The 18,002-nt window shown below is 70.8% G+C and carries 14 protein-coding genes; 7 read left to right on the top strand and 7 right to left on the bottom strand.

Annotated features, from left to right (window positions below):
- The first annotated feature begins 1,018 nt into the window (after nt 1–1,018).
- The 3 genes from ACH4XV_RS45760 (at nt 1,019) to ACH4XV_RS45750 (ending at nt 4,828) form a co-directional block, all read left to right on the top strand.
- Complete coding sequence (locus ACH4XV_RS45760) at nt 1,019–1,732, top strand: pentapeptide repeat-containing protein (RefSeq protein ID WP_395800091.1); 714 nt, start codon at nt 1,019–1,021, stop codon at nt 1,730–1,732.
- A 121-nt stretch (nt 1,733–1,853) separates the two neighbouring features.
- Nucleotides 1,854–2,273, top strand: coding sequence for a hypothetical protein (locus ACH4XV_RS45755; protein WP_395800089.1), 420 nt, complete (start codon nt 1,854–1,856; stop codon nt 2,271–2,273).
- A gap of 296 nt (nt 2,274–2,569) precedes the next feature.
- Entirely contained in the window at nt 2,570–4,828 is a 2,259-nt protein-coding gene (locus ACH4XV_RS45750) for a PQQ-binding-like beta-propeller repeat protein (RefSeq protein ID WP_395800087.1), read from the top strand.
- Nucleotides 4,829–4,951: 123 nt separating this feature from the next.
- Here ACH4XV_RS45750 and ACH4XV_RS45745 read toward each other — a convergent pair whose 3' ends face one another.
- The 3 genes from ACH4XV_RS45745 to ACH4XV_RS45735 form a co-directional block, all read right to left on the bottom strand.
- Nucleotides 4,952–5,257, bottom strand: coding sequence for a hypothetical protein (locus tag ACH4XV_RS45745; RefSeq protein ID WP_395800085.1), 306 nt, complete (start codon nt 5,255–5,257; stop codon nt 4,952–4,954).
- Nucleotides 5,258–5,447: 190 nt separating this feature from the next.
- Complete coding sequence (locus ACH4XV_RS45740) at nt 5,448–5,699, bottom strand: type II toxin-antitoxin system RelE/ParE family toxin (protein WP_395800083.1); 252 nt, start codon at nt 5,697–5,699, stop codon at nt 5,448–5,450.
- A complete protein-coding gene (locus ACH4XV_RS45735; protein ID WP_395800081.1) occupies nt 5,696–5,938 on the bottom strand; it encodes a hypothetical protein in 243 nt (80 codons plus the stop codon). The genes ACH4XV_RS45740 and ACH4XV_RS45735 overlap by 4 nt, the downstream gene beginning before the upstream one ends.
- A 173-nt stretch (nt 5,939–6,111) precedes the next feature.
- Between ACH4XV_RS45735 and ACH4XV_RS45730 the strand changes: the two genes are divergently transcribed.
- Complete coding sequence (locus ACH4XV_RS45730; RefSeq protein WP_395800079.1) at nt 6,112–6,333, top strand: hypothetical protein; 222 nt, start codon at nt 6,112–6,114, stop codon at nt 6,331–6,333.
- A gap of 118 nt (nt 6,334–6,451) precedes the next feature.
- Here the strand turns inward: ACH4XV_RS45730 and ACH4XV_RS45725 are convergent, their stop codons facing one another.
- Together ACH4XV_RS45725 and ACH4XV_RS45720 are read right to left on the bottom strand one after the other, a co-directional pair.
- Nucleotides 6,452–6,688: a hypothetical protein gene (locus ACH4XV_RS45725; protein WP_395800077.1), complete on the bottom strand. Its 237-nt coding sequence runs from the start codon at nt 6,686–6,688 to the stop codon at nt 6,452–6,454.
- Nucleotides 6,689–7,037: 349 nt separating this feature from the next.
- Nucleotides 7,038–10,541, bottom strand: a complete 3,504-nt coding sequence (locus ACH4XV_RS45720; RefSeq protein ID WP_395800075.1) for a hypothetical protein — start codon at nt 10,539–10,541, stop codon at nt 7,038–7,040.
- Between the two features lie 681 nt (nt 10,542–11,222).
- Between ACH4XV_RS45720 and ACH4XV_RS45715 the strand changes: the two genes are divergently transcribed.
- Nucleotides 11,223–12,431 (top strand): methyltransferase, encoded by a 1,209-nt coding sequence (locus ACH4XV_RS45715; RefSeq protein ID WP_395800073.1) that lies wholly within the window; start codon nt 11,223–11,225, stop codon nt 12,429–12,431.
- 263 nt (nt 12,432–12,694) lie between these two features.
- Nucleotides 12,695–13,015: a hypothetical protein gene (locus ACH4XV_RS45710; protein WP_395800071.1), complete on the top strand. Its 321-nt coding sequence runs from the start codon at nt 12,695–12,697 to the stop codon at nt 13,013–13,015.
- Nucleotides 13,016–13,133: 118 nt separating this feature from the next.
- On the opposite strand, the gene ACH4XV_RS45705 is transcribed toward ACH4XV_RS45710, so the two are convergent.
- Together ACH4XV_RS45705 and ACH4XV_RS45700 are read right to left on the bottom strand one after the other, a co-directional pair.
- Entirely contained in the window at nt 13,134–13,703 is a 570-nt protein-coding gene (locus ACH4XV_RS45705) for a hypothetical protein (protein ID WP_395800069.1), read from the bottom strand.
- 412 nt (nt 13,704–14,115) lie between these two features.
- Nucleotides 14,116–15,564: a hypothetical protein gene (locus ACH4XV_RS45700; RefSeq protein ID WP_395800067.1), complete on the bottom strand. Its 1,449-nt coding sequence runs from the start codon at nt 15,562–15,564 to the stop codon at nt 14,116–14,118.
- 464 nt (nt 15,565–16,028) lie between these two features.
- Between ACH4XV_RS45700 and ACH4XV_RS45695 the strand changes: the two genes are divergently transcribed.
- A complete protein-coding gene (locus ACH4XV_RS45695; RefSeq protein ID WP_395800065.1) occupies nt 16,029–17,969 on the top strand; it encodes a TOPRIM nucleotidyl transferase/hydrolase domain-containing protein in 1,941 nt (646 codons plus the stop codon).
- The last annotated feature ends 33 nt before the right edge of the window (nt 17,970–18,002 follow it).

Below are 18,002 nucleotides of genomic sequence, written 5' to 3'. Positions count from 1 at the left end.
GCGCGCGGTCTGCTCCGCAGACACGACGCGCGACCCTACGGGTCGCAAGAAGTGTTGGTTGGAAGTGACTCCGTCACATCCAACCAACACGCAATCGCTACGCGATTGCCCACCGTGCCGGACACCTCCGACTGCCGACCTCATCACTCGGGAACTGCGCTGGCAGCACCGGGGTTTGCATCCGGGGCTGCGCTCATTCCGGGGCTGGAGGGGCCGGGAACCGATCCCCGGGAGCAAACCAACACCCCGCCACATCACGCGACTTGGAACCAACACCGCCAACCAACATTGGAAACAGGCGACTTCACCATCGGGCCGGCCACTTCCAATATAGGTGCACACCACGCCACGGCCAAGGTCTGCATCAAAACCTGAACCGGGTACGATCCGGGGAAATCCACGGACCCCACCCGGACACCGAACCCGGCCCGCTCCGCGGCCCCACCACCACACCCGGCGAACGAACCGGCACCGACCCGCAGCACGTATCGAACCAGCCTTCACCGGCCACCACAAGGCCCGCGCCGGCAACCGCCACAAGATCCGACAAGCCACCCAGACGCCCTCCTGCGGCCCTCACACCCAGACCCGCCACACAACCACCCAACCGACCGACACAACACCACATAGCGCCATCGACAGGCTCAGACGTCAGACCGACAACCCCACCTGAAAGTCGTAAGGAAAACCAGACAGGAAAACTCGACAGGCCCCACAGCAGCGACAACCGGTTCGCCTCAACCGCGGCCAGGACCCGCCGATCGGACGCCCCAGGCCTCACCCGCCGAAACAAGCCCGCCCCCCGGCCACAGGTTTTCCCAACGGAACCGACCACCCGTCCCAAATCCTGCAAAACCACAGGCCACAAGCCAGACCAAAGCCGAACAAGACGCAAAACCCAGGCCATGCACCCAAGATCCAAAATCCCAGATCTTGCAAACACACTGCTCAACACATGATCAACCGACAAGAACTTTCAAAACAGCCGGGACGGAGCAGGCTGAATCGTCGGGGTCAGGTGACCGAGCGGTTCACCAACGCGCTGGAGCGGTTGGGATCGGATCTGCCCTACGTGCGCTGCGGCGGGGTGTTCGCGTTGGAGCAGATCGTCCAGGACGCCCCGGAACAGACGGACCACATCACGCGGATCCTCGTCGCGTTCCTCCGCGACCGCGCCCCCGCCACCGGAGCGGACGACGCGCCCGACCATCCCGCCCCGGACGTGCAGACCGCACTGGGCGCCCTCGCACTCCTGAAACCCGCCGGGTCCCTGGTGGACCTGTCCCACCTCCACCTGCGCGGCGCCAACCTGGCCGGCGCGCACCTGAACAGCGCGAACCTGGCCGGCGCACATTTGCACGGCGCGGACCTGCGCGGCGCGGACCTGAACCACACGAACCTGCGCGGCGCGGACCTGGACGGCACGAACTTGGCCGGCGCACATTTGCACGGCGCGGAGCTGCGCGGCGCGAACCTGACCCGCGCGGACCTGACCCGCGCAAACCTGCACCGCGCGAACATGACCGATGCGAACCTGCCCGACGCGAACCTGCACCGCGCGGACCTGACCCGCGCGAAGCTGGCCGGCGCAAACCTGAACAGCGCGAACCTACCCGGCGCGGACCTGCGCGGCGCGAACCTAGCGGGCGCGAACCTGACGAACGCGTGGCTGAACGACGCGGACCTGACCGACGCGAACCTGACGAATACGCGCCTACCCTCGCGGACCTGACCGGGTCGATCGGACGGTGGGGTGTGGCGGTGTTCGTCGGGTGGCGGATTGCTCGAACGCCCGCGCCGCCGGCGGCGGCCGGGTGAGGATGTGGGCTCCGTCTACCGCGAGGGGGCCCGGCGTGGCCGAGCACATCGAGGACCGGGAGCACGACGAGACCGGGCCGACCTGCGGGGGGCGGTGTCCGTTAGGCGCGCGGTCGTCGCACGAGTGCGACGGGCCGGTCGACGACGCGGACGAGTTGCTCCTGGGGTGGGTGGCCGCGTGCGGCGGCGCCGAGGACAGCGCGCTCGGCTGCGCCGTGCACCTGGGCGAGGTCCTGGTGGTGTGGGACCCCGGGGAGTGGCACGGCATCTCCTCGCACGGCTCCCCCGACGACACCGCGACGGTGGCGCGGGCCGCCGAGCGGGTCACGGCCGAGATCGCGGACCGGCGGTGGATCGTCGCCGGCGACCCGGACGACGACACGCCCCGCCCGACCGGCCGGGACGAGTTGGTGCGGGCGGTGCGGGCCGCGCGCGGGGACGACCCGAACCGCTAGCCGGCCGGGTCGGTCGGGGCCGGCCGGGCGGGCCACCGCTCGCCAGCCAGCGCCCGCTCCACCAGGCCCACGACGCGCTCGGCGACCGCGGCGCGGGAACCCTCGTGCTCGTACATCCGCAGTGTGGTTCGGCACGAGAACGCGCGACTCGGCCGTGCGTTGCGTACGCCTCGCACGGTCACCTCCCGACGGCGACCGATGAACACGATTCGGTCACTCGCGGGTGTCGACGGGATCGGCGATGGCACGTTGGGACGCGGCGCTGTGGGGGCGCCGGTCCGGGGAGGTGGGTGGTCGTGCGGGTGTTGGCGGGGCGGTACGAGTTGGTGCGGTTCGTGGGCCGGGGCGGGATGGGGGAGGTGTGGGAGGGCCGCGACCGGGTGATCGCGCGGCGGGTCGCGGTCAAACTGCTGCCGCACGCGCCGGGGGACACGGCCGGGGCGGCGTTGTTCCTGCGCGAGGCCCGCACGGCCGGGGCCCTGCACCATCCGGGGGTGGTGACGGTGCACGATCTGGGCCGGGACGAGTCGGACGGGTCGTTGTTCCTGGTGATGGAGTTCGTCGAGGGCCGGGATCTGGCGACGGTGTTGTGCGAGGACGGGCCGCCGCCGGTCGACGTCGCCGTCGAGTGGGCCGGGCAGGTCGCCGCGGCGCTGTCCCGGGCGCACGCCGCGGGGATCGTCCACCGGGACCTGAAGCCCGCGAACCTGATGCTCTCGACGGACGGGCGCATCAAGGTCCTCGACTTCGGGATCGCCCGGTTCGTGGAATCCACGCATCGGTCCAGCAAGGTCATCGGCACCCTGGCCTACATGCCCCCGGAACGATTGGACGAACACCCCGGCGACGCCCGCTCGGACCTGTACTCCCTGGGCTGCGTCCTGAACGAACTCCTCACCGGCACGGTGCCGTTCGAGGCCACCAGCCCCGTGGCGATGATGAACGCCCACCTCCGCAGGACCCCCGACCGGCCCGGCGAACACCGCGCGGGTGTACCCGCCCGGCTCGACGACCTCGTCCTCGCCCTGCTCGCCAAGGACCCCGACGACCGACCCGCCACCGCCGACGAGCTACACACACGCCTACGCGACATCCACACGCCCGACCGGGTCGCATCCGAACCCCCGGTCCCGCCGGACGGCCTGCCGGCGGCGGTGACCCCCGCCGCACCCGACCCCCACCCCGAGCCGGACCCGGAACCGACGCCACACGAACCACACACCGACACCGCCCTCGCACAGGCACCCACACGCACCCGGGCACCCACCCCGCCACCGCCCCCGCCCACACCGGCCGGCGAACCGGTCGACGGCACACCGACCGCCGCCCCCGAACCGGCACCCGCCACCGCTCGACGCGACACCGGCGTCGGCGGGGACGGGGCGGGGCCCGCCTCGCTCGGGCGACGCCGGTTCCTGTGGATCGCCGCCGGAACCGCGGCCGCCGCCACAACCGGCATCACCATCGCCCTCACCCACACCGGCGACGACACGGCGGCGCACCGGACGAACCCGTCCGCCGGCCCGCGGACACCACCGGCGACGTCGCCTCCCGGAACCGCCGCGGTCGCCGCGACCGTCCGACCATGGCGCTTCACCACCGGCGAAAGGGTCTATACGTCTCCGGCCGTGGTGGGCGGCGTGGTGTACATCGGCGGCTACGACAAGAACGTGTACGCCCTCGACGCCGCCACCGGCACCAGGAAATGGTCGTTCGCCACCGGCGACGCGGTCTATTCCTCCCCGGCCGTGGTCGGCGGCGTGGTGTACATCGGCAGCTACGACAAGAACGTGTACGCCCTCGACACCGCAACGGGCACCAGGAAATGGTCCTACACCACCGGCGACTTCGTCGTCTCGTCCCCGGCGGTGGTGGACGGGGTGGTGTACGTCGGCAGCAGGGACAAGAACGTGTACGCCCTCGACGCCGCCACCGGCACCAGGAAATGGGTCTACACCACCGGCGGCTGGGTCGATTCGTCCCCGGCCGTGGCGGACGGCGTGGTGTATGTCGGCAGCAGGGACCACAGCGTGTACGCCCTCGACGCCGCCACCGGAACATACAAATGGTCGTTCGCCACCGGCGACTGGGTCGATTCGTCCCCCACGGTGGCGGACGGCGTGGTGTACATCGGCGGCAGGGACCACAGCGTGTACGCCCTCGACGCCGCCACGGGCAACAGGAGATGGTCCTACACCACCGGCGACCCGGTCGATTCGTCCCCGACCGTGGCCGACGGCGTGGTCTACATCGGCAGCTACGACAAAAGCGTGTACGCCCTCGACGCCGCCACGGGCACCGGCAAGTGGTCCTACAGCACCGGCGACATCGTCGATTCGTCCCCGACCGTGGCCGGCGGCGTGGTGTACGTCGGCAGCAGGGACAGGAACATGTACGCCCTCGACGCCGCGACCGGCACCAGGAAATGGGGCTACACCACCGGCGACTGGGTCGATTCGTCCCCCACGGTGGCGGACGGCGTGGTGTACGTCAGCGGCAGGGACCACAGCGTGTACGCCCTCGACGCCGCCACCGGCGCGGGGCCGGCGACGTAGACGGCGACGGCCCGCATCTCCCCGACGGCGTCGGACCATCCCGTGCCACTCCCCCCGGGGTCCCACACCACCGGGGACGACCTCGTGCATGCAGCGCGCGGCGTGAGGGGATGATCCGAACCGCTAGTCGGGCGGGTCTGTCGGGCGCGGCCTGGCGGACCACCGCTCACCGGCCAACGCCCGCTCCACCAGGCGCACCGCGCGTTCGGCGACCGCGGCGCGGGATCCCTCGTGCTCGTACGTCCGCAGGACACCGTCCATGCCGTGCACCGGCACCGCGCCGCGCAACTCGACGCGGGCGCCGGCGTAGCCGTCCCGGGCCGCGGCGAGCGCGGCCGCGACGTGTTGTCGGGCCATCCTCGCCAGGACCAGCGGAAACGCGCGCAGCACGTCGTGGGTGCGGTAAGCGGGTGGGCACTGGTCGAACACATCTCGTGGGTGGCGAACCGCAGCGAGGCCTCGTCCGGGCCACCGTGCCGGGCCGACACGACGCGCACCACCGAACACGTCGGGGCCACCTCGCCGAGCCTCACAACCCGGCCCGAAAGTCGTAAAGCAAGACAGGAAGGCTTGGCAGGAAAACCGGATCCCATCGCTTCCGAACCGCGAAGGCGGATCGTCAGAAGGGGCTGGGTGCGGCCCGAACGACGGTGATACGCAGAACCGACTTGGAGACCTCGTAACGGATGACCACGTCGGCGACGGTGGCATCGCGACAGTCCTCGTAGCCCGCACGGGCGGGAGCGGACCCATGCCCGTACGGATCACGGGCGAGCACGCTCATGCCGCGCTCGAACGCACGCAACCGATTGGGCCCCAGGCGCCTCAGCTCGACCTCTGCGGCCGGCGCGTACGCCACCACGTAACTCACGGCGCGAACGGCGTGCCGTCGAGGTTGCGCAACCCGGAGAAGTCCCCCGCGCGCACCCGCTCCAGAACCGCACGATCCTCCGCGCGCTCCTCCGGAGTCAACGCCCACTCCAACACGATCTTCGCGTAGAGCTGATCGAACGGGGTGTTCGCGAGCTGCTCCTCGAACTCCACACGCTCCTCCGGCCCCAACCGCTCACGAATCTCCGCGATCGTCGCGGGCCTGCCCTCCACCGCCATCACGCCTCCCGAGTCGGTCGATTCCTCCAGTCTGCCCGCTCCACCCGCTCCGTGTCCGGCCCTCCACTTGAATCCGCGAAGCCGAAGTCGGTGAAAGCCTCGCCCGAAGCGCTCGGACGGGTCCGGACGTAACCTGATGGCTCCTTCCGATCAGTGCGCCTATGGTCGGCGGCATGACACACGAGCCCGCAGACCCGGAGACCATGACACCCGAGATGGCCGCCCAGGTCCGCGTATGGCGCGTCGACGAGGAGTACACCTTCCGCGCCGTCGCCCAGGCCGCGACCGACCTGTGGGGCTCCGCCTGGGGCAGCAACCAGATCTACGGCATCGAACTGTGCACCGCCGCAGCCGAAATGCTCGGAGAAGACCCCCACACCGACGCCTGGAACTGACGCCCACCCGCCCGACCTCCGACCGAACAGAACCCACGCCAGGAGGGCGGGGGTATCCGATGTCGGAAGCCGATGTGCAACGCAGAGGGGGCATCGGCGTCGCCCCCAACGCCCACGCCTACGGGTTCCGGGTGGCTTCGATGATGTTCGGGGCGGAGGCCAGACGCAGTTGCGCGGGCACGGGACTCGCCGGGCCGGGCGTGGTGTAGCCCAGGACCACGACCCGAAGGCACGTCCCGTCCGGGTACCAGCCGTCCGTGTCCCGCCACACCGGCTCCGCGTACTCCGGCTCCAACAGGCCGACCTCGCCGTTCGGCATCTCGACCATCATCCCGAAGGGACGGTGACGGACCACGACCGCCTCCACCACCGCGCCCCGCGAGTACCCACCCGCCATCCGGTCCCCCAGCCCTCGTCGGAATCCCTCGCCGCACACTCCGCGAACGCCGCGGGCGGCCCGGCACGTTCCCTGAAGGGAACCTCGATCGCGACACGCAGCACGTGATCACCGCATCACATGGGGATCAGCACCCTCAAGACAACCCCAACCCCCACCTATGGGTCTTCCCAACGAATTCGACCATCCATCCCAGATCCTGCAAAACCACAGACCACAGGCCAGACAAGGCCGAGCAAGACACCGAAACCCGGGCCGCGCAGCCAGAAACAGCCGGGACGGAGCACTCGTCGCGTCCGTCGACCCCTCAACGCGGGGGGTCGAGTCGTGCTCCCAGGTCTCCGGAGGCAATCACGGCGTCACGCAGCACGGTTCGTTCGTCGGTGCTCAGGAGGTCGGTGCTGTCGTTCAGAAATCTTTTCGCGTGGCCCTGGATGGCAACGACTTGCCACGGGGAGCGGAGATCGCCGGATTCGAGTAGTCCGACGAGTAGGTGCAGGGCGTCGGGGCTGTCCGGGAGGCTGGCGGCGCGTTCGGCGATGTCCTCGTCGTACGGGCCCGGTTCGGCAAAGCGTTCTCGGGTGCGGGCCGCAAGGGCGAGCCAGGTGTGGGGGTCGAGGGTTCCACGCGCGGCGAACGCCCCGGTGGCGGCCAGTGCGTGGTCGGGAACGTCGGCGTCCAGGACCGCGCCCCAGATCCGTGCGGCGTGCTCGGCTTGAGGACAGTCGGGGTCGTCCGGCACGAACCTGGGCAACAGCTCGAGCAGGTGGGACACGGCATCGGGGCCTGCGTCGTGGGCGGCGAGGGCGGTGAGGAACGTATCCGGGGCGCCGAGAAGCGCCGGGTTGGTGACCAGGGCATGGGCCACCTGGTGGCGTGCTCCGTCCGCATGGCGGCGGTGGACGGGGTCGGGGTCGGTCACGCAGAGTTCCGCGCGGAGTTCGTCGGGGTCGAGCCGCGCGAGCAGGGCGGGGCACGGTCCGGCGTGGCGCAGCCAGCTGCGTGCGGGTGAGGGTGTGCCGGGGGCCAGGGCGAGCAGGGCGTGTTGGTGGAGTTCGACCCAGTCGGGGTCGCGAGTGTGCAGGATCGGCAGGGCGTAGCCGATGATCGCGTGCGGGCGCGGGTCGGCGGCGGCGAGCATGTCGTCGAGGATGCCCGCCAGGTCTGTGGACAGGCCGGCGTGCCGGGTGCAGGTGTCGGTAATGAGGGCGTAGGCGGCTCTACTGGGTGGGTGGGAAAGGGCCGCGCCCCAGGCGTCGTCGCCGACTTCGGGCGGTTCGGAGTGTACGTCGGTGCGGTGTCGCGCGAGTTCGCGTAGCCATGTGGACATGGTCTCGCCGTCGGTGCCCGGGTCGGTGTCGACGTCTTGCGCGGCACGCAGCAGGGCGAAGGTCGTGTTGAAGAGCCCGTCGCTGTCGTGGTCGAGGGTGTCCGGATGGCGGGTGACTGCGGCGTGGCCGGCGAGGGTGGCTTGCATGAGGGCGGCCGGGGTCAGGAGGGTGCGGTGGTTGTTGTGGCGGGCGTGCAGTTCGTTGAGGTAGGCGGCGATCAAGCTGCGGTGGCGCAGGGCATCGGCCACAGTGCGGGGTGCGGCCGCCCATACCTGGTCGTCCGCGGTGACGAGTTCGCGCACAAGGCGTTGTGCGTGTTCGGTATGGTCCGGGGCCGTGTCGACGGCGGTCGCCAGGGTGCGCGCGGCGTGCTCGGGGCCGTGGGTGTTCGCGGCGGTGACGGCGTCGGTGCGCAGTTGTTCGGGTACGGCGTCGTAGGCGACCACGGTGACGATGCTCGTGTGGCGGGGGTCGGGCGGTGGGCCGCCGGTGACCGCTCGGAGGGCGGAAAGGGCGGGCTGCCACGCGGCGAGGATGCGGTCAGGCAGGAGGGCTTGCAGGTCCCAAGCATGGAGCCATTCGCCCGGTGCGCGGGCGCCGGGTTCTTGGCGTGTGAGGGCGGCGAGTTGTTCTTGTCCGGCTGCGAGTTGGTGTGTGTCGGGCGGTGGGCCGATCAGGGCGGTCAGTGCCCGGTCGAGCTCGGGTTCCCGTTCCGGGGGGCACCGATCGACGGCGGTGTGTAGGAAGGCCGCGGTGTCCTGGTGGATCTGGCCGTAGGGCATGACGCCGGGAATGACTTCGAGCGCGGTGTCCCACCAGGTGTCGGTGTCTGCTGTGCCGTCGTCGGATCCGCCGGGTGGTGGTACGTCCGCGAGGTGGGCGGCCAAGAGCCGGTCGCGGACGTCGTCGAGGGTGGTCTTGCGGCGCAGTGCGGCGGTGCGGTCGGCGAGGGACACGTGGGCGGCCGCGTCCGCGCGGGCCAGCGCGAGAATCGCGTGTGCCAGGGGGCGGGCGAAGGAGTACTCGGCGTCCTGGTCGACGCGCAGGTCGTCCACGAAGTGCAGAGCGGCTCGGTGTGGCCGGTGAGGCTGTGTCGGGGCGTCCGGCGATGGGGAGTCGATGGACGGGGGCTTGCGCTCGAGGTTGTGCATGCGGTCCAGGCAGCCCGGCAGGACGTTGCGGATGATGCTTGCCAACGAGCCGGGCGTGCCTGTGTCGTCGGGGTGGGCTGTGGTCCGCAGTGCGGCGATCAGCGCGCGGCCGGTGTGGTGGTCGAGGCGGTCGTCGGCTGCGGCGTCGACGAGCGGTTCGACCGTGGCGACCCAGGCGCCGTTGCGTGTGTCGGCCGCAACGGCGAGCGCCCAGTCCGCGGCGGCGCGAATGATCCACTGCGACCTGGCCCTCGCAACGTCGCCTTCGCCGGCGCGGGTGGCGGCGTCGTTCGCGCGTGCCGCCTGCGCGCGGACCACGACGCGGATCAGGTCCGCCATCTCCACGCCACAGCGTGCTGCGATTCGGCACGCCGCTTCACATACCTGGTCCGACTTGCGGAGCGAGTCCCAGTGCGCGCGCAACCAGTCGGCGACCGGCCCGGGATCGGTCCGGGCGATGCGGTCGAGGAAGGGCCTGGCGTCCCAGGCGTCCCCGGCCGGCAGCAAAAGCGTGTCGCGCAACAGCCCGAGCCAGCCGGGACTGTCCGCGAACGCGAAGAAGTATGTGATCGCGCGCGGGTCGGACCACGCGTGGATCTCGTACGCATGCTCCCGGGTCGGGTTCGGTTCCGCAGCCAGCGCCAGCACCCGACCGGCGCGGGCCGGCAAGGGGACAAACACTTCCCCGACCGCCAGGACGACGTCGTCGAACAGGTCGACCGCCGCCAGGTCGGACGCCGTTCCGCCGTGCACCGTACCGGACGCCCGGGAGTACAGGCTCGACCACAACCGCAGGGCCTCCGCGCCAGCGGGCGTCACCGGCAGCCCGGTCACGGACTCGGCCAGGCGCCGCGCGAGGCGGTTGCGGTACCCACCCGGGACGTCGATCTCCGCCTGCAGGCCGTCGCGCGCGTGACGCAGGCGCGTCTCCGTCCAAGGCACTGCGGGAGCGCCGTCTCGGCGGGTGGATACGGGTGGGTCGGCTGGGGCGACGCCATCAGCGTCGGAGTCGGTTTCGTTCAGGTGCGCGTCGACCGCGTCGACCATGGCCTGTGCTGCGTCCTGGATACCTGTGCTTGTCTTGTCGTCCGCGATTTTGAGGAGCAGCTCGATCGCAAGGCGACACGCGGCCTCCGCGAGAACGGCAGGCAACGCGAGGTTCTGCGGCTCCGCCAGCAGACGGCGGGCGTCGCGAAGGAGCTCCAACGCGCGCTCGCCTTCGGCTCCCTGCCGGGTGAGCGCCATCGCCAACTCGACTGAGATCTCAGCCGGTTCGCGGTCCCCGGCAGCCGCCGGGCCAGACCGCGAGACCGCATCCGCTTGTTCCATGCCCGACTTCTATCACCACCTCCCCCACCGGAGCTAAAGGGTTGAGCGTGCCGGGGGAGCCGATCGGCTCGAAGGCGACGGGCGCACGCGCGCTCAGCGCAGCGCGGTAGACGACAACGGCGCAGCGGCGGGGTGAGACGGGCCGGTGAGGGCGGCGCGGGCGGGCCGAAGGGACGCGATGGGTGATTTCGCGAGGGCGGGGCGCCTCTTTTTGGCCGCCGTCGCCTACCGCGAACACGAAGGATTCCGCGATGTGCTTTGTGGGCGCGTGGAGGCCGTTGCGGCCGGGGCGGACCGGCGGGCTGGGCACGCGGATCGACAACCTACGCGCCGGGCGGGAAGCGCTTGAGAAGGGACGAGAGCGGCTGCTCGCCGAGCGCGGCATGTGGTGCCGGGACGCGACGGCCCGTGGCTTGGGGCGCAGGGGCCGGGCGGGTCCGTGTTCGTGATGGGGATTCCCCGGCGGGGTGGCGGAGTCTTACGGTAGAGGCGTATCCGTGTCCGTACGGACTGTGACGGACCGTGAAGCAGGTTGCCGAGGAGCAGCGGGAAGGAGACGCGCATGGGCGAGCATCGCGATCCCAGCACCGACGACGGGAACCATCCCGGCCGGCCGATCCCACCAACGATCCCACCGGACAAACCACCGAACCCCGGCACCCCCACGAAGAAGTGAGTGACATGGCGGTCGACACCGACATCGCGGCCGCGGATACGGAGCAGGCCCCCCGGGGCCTGCTCCGCCGCGTCGAGGACGTCGTCGGGGATCTGCCCGGGCCCTGGCGCGAGGCGTTCGCGGGGGTGCCGCGGCACGCGTTCCTGCCCGACGTGATCTGGCTGCGCACCGCGGACGGCCTCGGGCACGAGCGGGTGGACCGCAGGGAGGATCCGGCGCGGTGGTGGGACGCGGCCTACGCGGACGTCCCCGTGGTCGTGCAGGTGCGCGACGGAATGCCATGGGAGCCCGGGCAGACGCCGTGGCCGTCGTCGTCGGTGTCGCAGCCCTCGATCGTCGCCGCGACGCTGCTCGCGCTCGAACCGGCCGTCGACGACACGGTGTTGGAGATCGGCACCGGCGCCGGCTGGAACGCCGGGCTCCTGGCCCACCGGCTCGGCGGCGATCGGGTGGTCACCGTGGAGGTGGATCCGGTCCTGGCCGCGGGCGCGAGCGGGCGCCTGGAGGCGCTCGATCTGCGGCCGCGCGTGGTCACCGGCGACGGCGAACAGGGATGGGCGCCGGGCGGACCGTACCGGCGGATCGTATGCACCTGCTCGGTCACCCGCGTCCCCGGGGCGTGGCTGGAGCAGACCGCGCCCGGCGGGCGGATCGTCACCCCGTGGGCCACCGCCTGGACCGCCTACGGCACCCTGCGCCTGGACATCGGCGAAGACGGCGGAGCCCGGGGGAGGTTCGGTCCCGGCGGGGCGTTCATGGCCATGCGCGGCCACCGCTCCCCCGTCGCCGACGTCGCCGACGTCGTCCGCCCCGACCACCGGCCCGACACCTCGACCACGACGCTGTCGCCGTGGGCCGTCGCGGGCGGCGACCGCCACGACGAGGCCGTCATGGGCCTGCTGCTGCCCGGACTGTGGACCCACTGGAACGACGAACCCGAAGAGACCGGCGTGCGATCACGGCTGTGGGTCGGCGACGACGCCGGGACATCGTGGGCGAGCGTCGACTACGACGGACACCAACTCGACACCTTCCACGTCCGCCAACACGGACCCCGCCGCGTCTGGGACGAGGTCGAGACAGCGTGGGGGTGGTGGAACGAGCACGGACGTCCCGCCTTCGACACCTTCGGCCTCGACGTCCTGCCCGACGGGGAGCAGCGGGTGTGGTGCGACAAGGCGCCCGGTGCGGCCTGGGCGGTACCCCGACACTGACGGCAGCCTGCCGACGTACGTGCGGGGGTCGTCGGTACGAAGGCGCTCCACCCGGAGTAATCGATTCCCAGGGGGCGCGCCGGGGCGCGGGAGACCACCGCGGCACGGTCGCCCAAGCCGCTCGACCGGACCGACCGCAGACGCGACGTCGTCCCCGCGCCTGGCTGGCGCGGACCGGTCGTCCCGCGCAGGCGGTGTACACCCGCGACCGGCGGAAACGACAGGACCCGCCCCTCCCGGTGAAATCCTCCGATTCGTGCGGCATGCCGACCATGCCCCACCCGGGCCGGGAAGCCGAACGCCTGGGCACTCCGGGGCGGTTGCGGGACAAGGACGCCAGCGACGTCCTCCAGGTCATGATCGCCTCCGATCCGGGTGACGTCGCCGCCCGCGCGGCGCGCATCCTCGAGCATGGCGACAGCGCCACCGCCGCCGCTGCCGGGCTGGCGCACCTGCGCGCGTTGTTCGGTGCGCCGCGCTCCGTGGGTGTCGACATGGCCGCCCGCGCACTCGCCGGCGCCATGCCCGAAGCCCGTCTGCGCGCCACGGCCGTCGCGTTCACCGCCGCACTCCCGATCGGCTGAGCGGGGCGCTGCGGCAAGGGTGACCCCGGGCTGGTGGCGGGCGTTCGGGAGTGGTGTGCTCGGTGCCGCGCACCCCGGTCCTCTATCGGCGGGGTGCGCGGCCGGTGGGGCTTGGAGTTCAGGGGAGGGGCAGCGCCGCCGGCCAGTTCAGGAACCGTCGGGCGTCTCCTCTGATGTCCGTGCCGTACTGCGTGCCGTCCGGGCGGTGGAACGAGGTTTCGTTGAAGGCCAGTCGATCGTGTCGGGGCAGCCGTGCGGCCCGGTAGGCGGCCACTTGGGTGTCGTCGAGCATCTGCGCGACCACCATGCTGCCGTTCGGGGCGAACCGGACCAGGACAATGAAATCCCAGGACGGGTCGAACCCGCCGCGCAGGCCGTCGAGCATCGCCTCGTAGCCGCGATCGCGCTCGTGTCGGGCCGCGATCGCGAGGGCCAGGCCCGAGCGTTCATCCACCGTGGCATCCACCACGCGTCGGCCGTCGACCCGGCCGTTGAACGCACGGGCGACGGCGATCCGGGCGGCGAGTTCGACGTCGCGCTTGCTGGGGTTGGGGGTCGCGAGCCGGTCCCGCCAGGTGTCGCCGGCCCGGAGCAACTCCAGCACCTTCTGGTGGCCCAGGCCGGTGGCTTTGTGGATCTCTTTCGCGCGGTCCTTGAGGGTTTTCTCGTCCCGCTGGTTCTCGGTCATTCTGTGCTCCTCGGCTCGGAACGTCCGGTCCCCACGCAAGACCGCGCGCTCCTGCGAAGTGGGAACAGCAGGATGACGATCTGCGCGGGCCCCCGGGGACCTTCGCTGCGGAGTGCCTGAGGCGGCGTGGGACGCACGAGCGGCTGCAGCAATCGGCGAGCGCGTCGCCGTGGGCAGCACAGTAGCCCACGGCCGGCTTCCGCGTGCAACGAATCCTCGGACAGGTGGGATCGGTTCGTATCCGGCGGCTCCGGGTGTCCGCCCAGCGGTGGCTCCGGACTTGCGGCTGTGGGCCAGGCACAGGTTCGCGGTCGGTGGGGGCTCATCTCCCCTGGGCGGCAGAGTCGGCGGCTCGGGGGCTGCCGTCATGTCGGGGGCGCCTCACCGTGCCCGGGGCATCGGGATGGTTCGTTCATCGTTGCGTCGTGGCGCGGTTCGGCGCGGGGTGCGGTTTGCCGCGGGCGGCGTCGACGAGAGTTCGGGCCACGGCGCGCAGGGCGTCCCAGCGGTCGTCCAGTGGGGTGATGCCCGCTTCGGCGTCGGTGAGCATGGTTCTGATCCGGTCCTGGACGTTCTTCTTGTCGACGAGTTCGCCTTGATACTCGCGGACGTCGCCTTGGAGGAAGGAGGTCCAGCGGACGTCGACGAGGGTGCCCGTGTGGGGGTCGCGTAGGCAGTCGAGGCCGAAGTAGAACTCCACCGAGCAGGCCCGCCCGTTGACGTCGTCGCCGGACCCGGACGGTGTGGAGGGGCCCAGGGTCGGGTAGTTGCGGGCGTAGTCCAGGTACGGCAGGCGGCGCACGCGGAATCGGTCGGGCAGCGCAACCTTGGCGAGTTGCCTCTCGGCGGCATGTCCGGCCGCGTCGTTGTCCAACAGCGCGACGACCCGGTTCATCACGCCCGCCGCAGCGAACGCCTTGACGTTCGCCACGACCCTGTCGGTGCCTCCCGCGGCGTTCGTCTGCTTCATGTCCAGGAACGTGAAGTAACCGGCCACGTCGGGCCGTACGAGGCGCAGTCCTCGGGTGAGGACCTCCACGTCGAAAACGCCCTCGGTGATCACGATGATCGGTCCCGTGCTCTCCGCGGCGGCCTGAAGCTCCTCAAGGGCTGTGGCGGAGAGTTTCTCGTGTCGATCGAAGTAGTAGCCGGCGTGCAGCAGGTCGGACAGGTCCAGGCGCAGTTGGGTGGTGGGGTCGATCCCGTGCAGGAGGGCGCCCAGGAGCAGGCGCGGGTCCTGGTCGTGCTCGTATTCGCGTTCCCGGACGAAGTCGAAGACTTCGAGGCACAGTTGTTCCAGGCGTGACAGGTCCCGGGTGCGGGGGTCCGTACCCCAGGTGTCACGGTATGCGCGCAGTCCGATGTCGACCAGTTCGGCACAGGTGAGGGGGGCAGTGTCGGAGGAGTGGACGAGGTCGTAGAGATCGTTGCCGGGCTCGTAGGAGAGTTCGAAGTACTCCCGCAGCTCGTCTGTGCAGCGTGAGGCGTCGAAGCCCATCAGGTCCAGACGGGTGACGATCGTCGCGACAGGCGCGGCGTAGCCGTACAGGTCGGTTCGAGGTATGGAGTCGAACTCCTCCCAGATTCCGCCCGGATGGTCCCCCTCGCCGCCCTCGTCCGGGTCGTCGTCAGCCGACCATCGGTTCAAAGCGGTCTCGTCGCGGGCTCCCTCGTCAAGGTCGTCCTGCGGGTCGGGGGTGTCGTCGGGTCGGGCATTGAACTCGTCGATGGCGATCGCGTAGGGCTCGTGCATGTATTTGTCCTCCTCGCGGAAGACGGTGAGCAGCAACGCGGGTACGCGGTTCTTCCCCCACCGGATCTCTCGATCCGTTCCCAGCGTCAGATGCCACTTGTCGCCCATCGGTGCTTCGTTCCCGTCGTCGATCCGCAAGGGGCGGCACATCATGGCGCATCGTTTCGCCGACCGTCGAGCGCATTCCGCTCGTGGCGGCCGAGAGCCGTACCCCTGTGCGGTGGTGCGCTCGGCCGCCGCACGTTTCGCGCACGACCCGCAGTACGCGCCGCTGTGGGACCCGCCGACACTGCCGTGAACGCCATGGCGGTTCGGGGCGCGCGGCGACGGGCCGGGTGTCGTGCGGCGCCCAAAAGGACGTACACACCGACACCGCCCCCACGAACGCATCGGCGTTGCCCCGGCCGTCGACACCCACGGGCGACTCTCGACACCAAGAGATCGGATCGTCGACTGCCGCACCCGCAGCGGTACGGACCCGCCCCGGACCAAAGCCGGCGCATCGGCGGCCGAATGCCGCAGCTTCTGGGAGGATCCTCGCCGACAACCAACGGACGGGCGGGGGCACAGGGGTGAGGATCAGCAGGATCACGGCACAGGACTTCTTGTCCTTCGCCGATGTGAGCGTCGACCTGGGGCCGGACCTGACCGTGGTCACCGGCCCGAACGCCGCGGGCAAGTCGAACCTGTGCCGGATACTCGACGTCGTGTCCGCGTTCCTGGGCCGCCATCGCGACTCGGAGAAGCACGATCTGCTGTCCCTGTACGAGCAGGCAGGCCACAACGAGGCCTCCGCCTTCACGTTGACGGTCTCGTTCGAGTTGGACCAACCGTGGGAACGGGACCTGGTCACCACGTTCGTACAGGCCTCCAGCGTCAGCCACGGCGTCCGGGAGGCCGACGCGGGGGGTTGGGATCCCCCCTTCGTCGAGGATTTCGAGCAGAGCGCCGAGACCTCGATCACCGCCGAGTCGGTCGCCGCGCTGTTTCGCGGCACGCTCCGGTTGGACTTCGACTCCCACCGACCCGGCGGCTGGTCCTGCGCCTGGCAGTTCGATCACGGCGAGAACGCCTTCCACATCCAGTTGGAGGGTCCCCTGCAACGTTCGCTCCTCCCCGGAGCAGCCAAGGGCTGGAAGGCCGTTGCGATGGACCCGGTGGAGGAAATGCCCACGCTTGCGGGGGACGGCTTCCTGGGTGTCCTGGACAAGCTCGAGTATCCGATCACGTTCGACGTGCCCCCGCTGAACGCCGGAGTCCGCTCCCGGTCCGTCTCCATGGCTACGCTCGCCCGGGCGTTGCGGCTGGGCGAGCAGCATTCCGTGCCGTTCGTCGCCGTCATCGGGAAGATCTGGGCCGCGGGTGTCTCGGTGACCGTCAACCGGCGCCTGCCCGCGCGCCGACGTTTCTCCCTGGAGGAGTTGGCGGGCCCTCTGGACCTGAGCGACGGCAGCAACGTCGCAGCCCGGTTGTACCGGTTGAAGAACGGTACGCGTGAGCAGCGCGAGGGCTTCCGCAGAGCCCGGGAGATGTTCCACGACGTCACCGGGGCTCGCCTGGATGTGCAGGCCTTCGCGGAAACCGACGGGATGGTCGTCGATGTGATGATCGACGCCGGTCGGGGCGAACGTCGTGCGGAGTTCTGCGGTGCTGGACTGCAGGAGGCCGTCCTGCTGGCGGTCCTGACCGCGGGCGGGCCCGGCCGTGTGATCGTCCTGGATGAACCGGCGGTCCAGTTGCATCCGACCATGCAGCGACGCATCGCCACGACCGCTCTGCGTGCGGGGCAAGCCCTGTTGATCACCCACAGCGCGGACCTGGTCCCGGTGGCCACGACGGACGACCTCGAGCGCATCGTCCGCCTCGCCCCGGGACCGGATGGAGCGACCACTGTCCGGCGCGTCGCCCCGGCAGCGTCCGTCTCGGATCGGGCCCGCTGGATCCGTAACCTTGCCGCCGCCGACACCAGGGCGCTGCTGTTCGCTCGCGCCGTGATCCTGTGCGAAGGCGCCACCGAGACCGGCGCCTTGGGACATTGGTGGAACACGGCCGACCGGCCCGGGCCGGAGGCGGCCAACGTCCCACTACTGGACGTCGGAGGCGACAACGCCTTCGGCAGCTACATCGACTACCTCACCGCGTTCGGCATCCCCTGGGTCGTCATCGCCGACGGCCCGGCCCTGCGTTGCACCAGCGGACTCGCCAAACAACTCGCCAGGCAAGGGTTGCAACCGCCCGACCAGCCGGACGACGCGGACGACTTCACCGCCTGGAACGACTACTGGAAGTCCGCCGGCGTGTTCACCCTCGCCGACGGGTTCGGCCACGACGGCGGCAAGTCCGGTGAACTGGAGGCCTACCTGCAACGCCTGGATCCCCAAACCTTCGAGCAGGTCTGCAACGAGACGAAGAGCAAGCCGCATCGGGGCGCCCTCTTCGCCGCCCGCCACCCCGAGCCGCCGGAGGTCGCCGCCCTGTACAAGGACGTGGCCGCACACCTGGGCCTCGACTGACGGGCCCCGTGCGTGCCCGGGGCCGACGCGCTG

The organism is Embleya sp. NPDC020630, assembly GCF_044334985.1.
In the GTDB taxonomy this organism is placed as follows: domain Bacteria; phylum Actinomycetota; class Actinomycetes; order Streptomycetales; family Streptomycetaceae; genus Embleya.
Note: the sequence above shows the minus strand (reverse complement) of the source record. Positions and strands in the feature narration are given on the sequence as shown.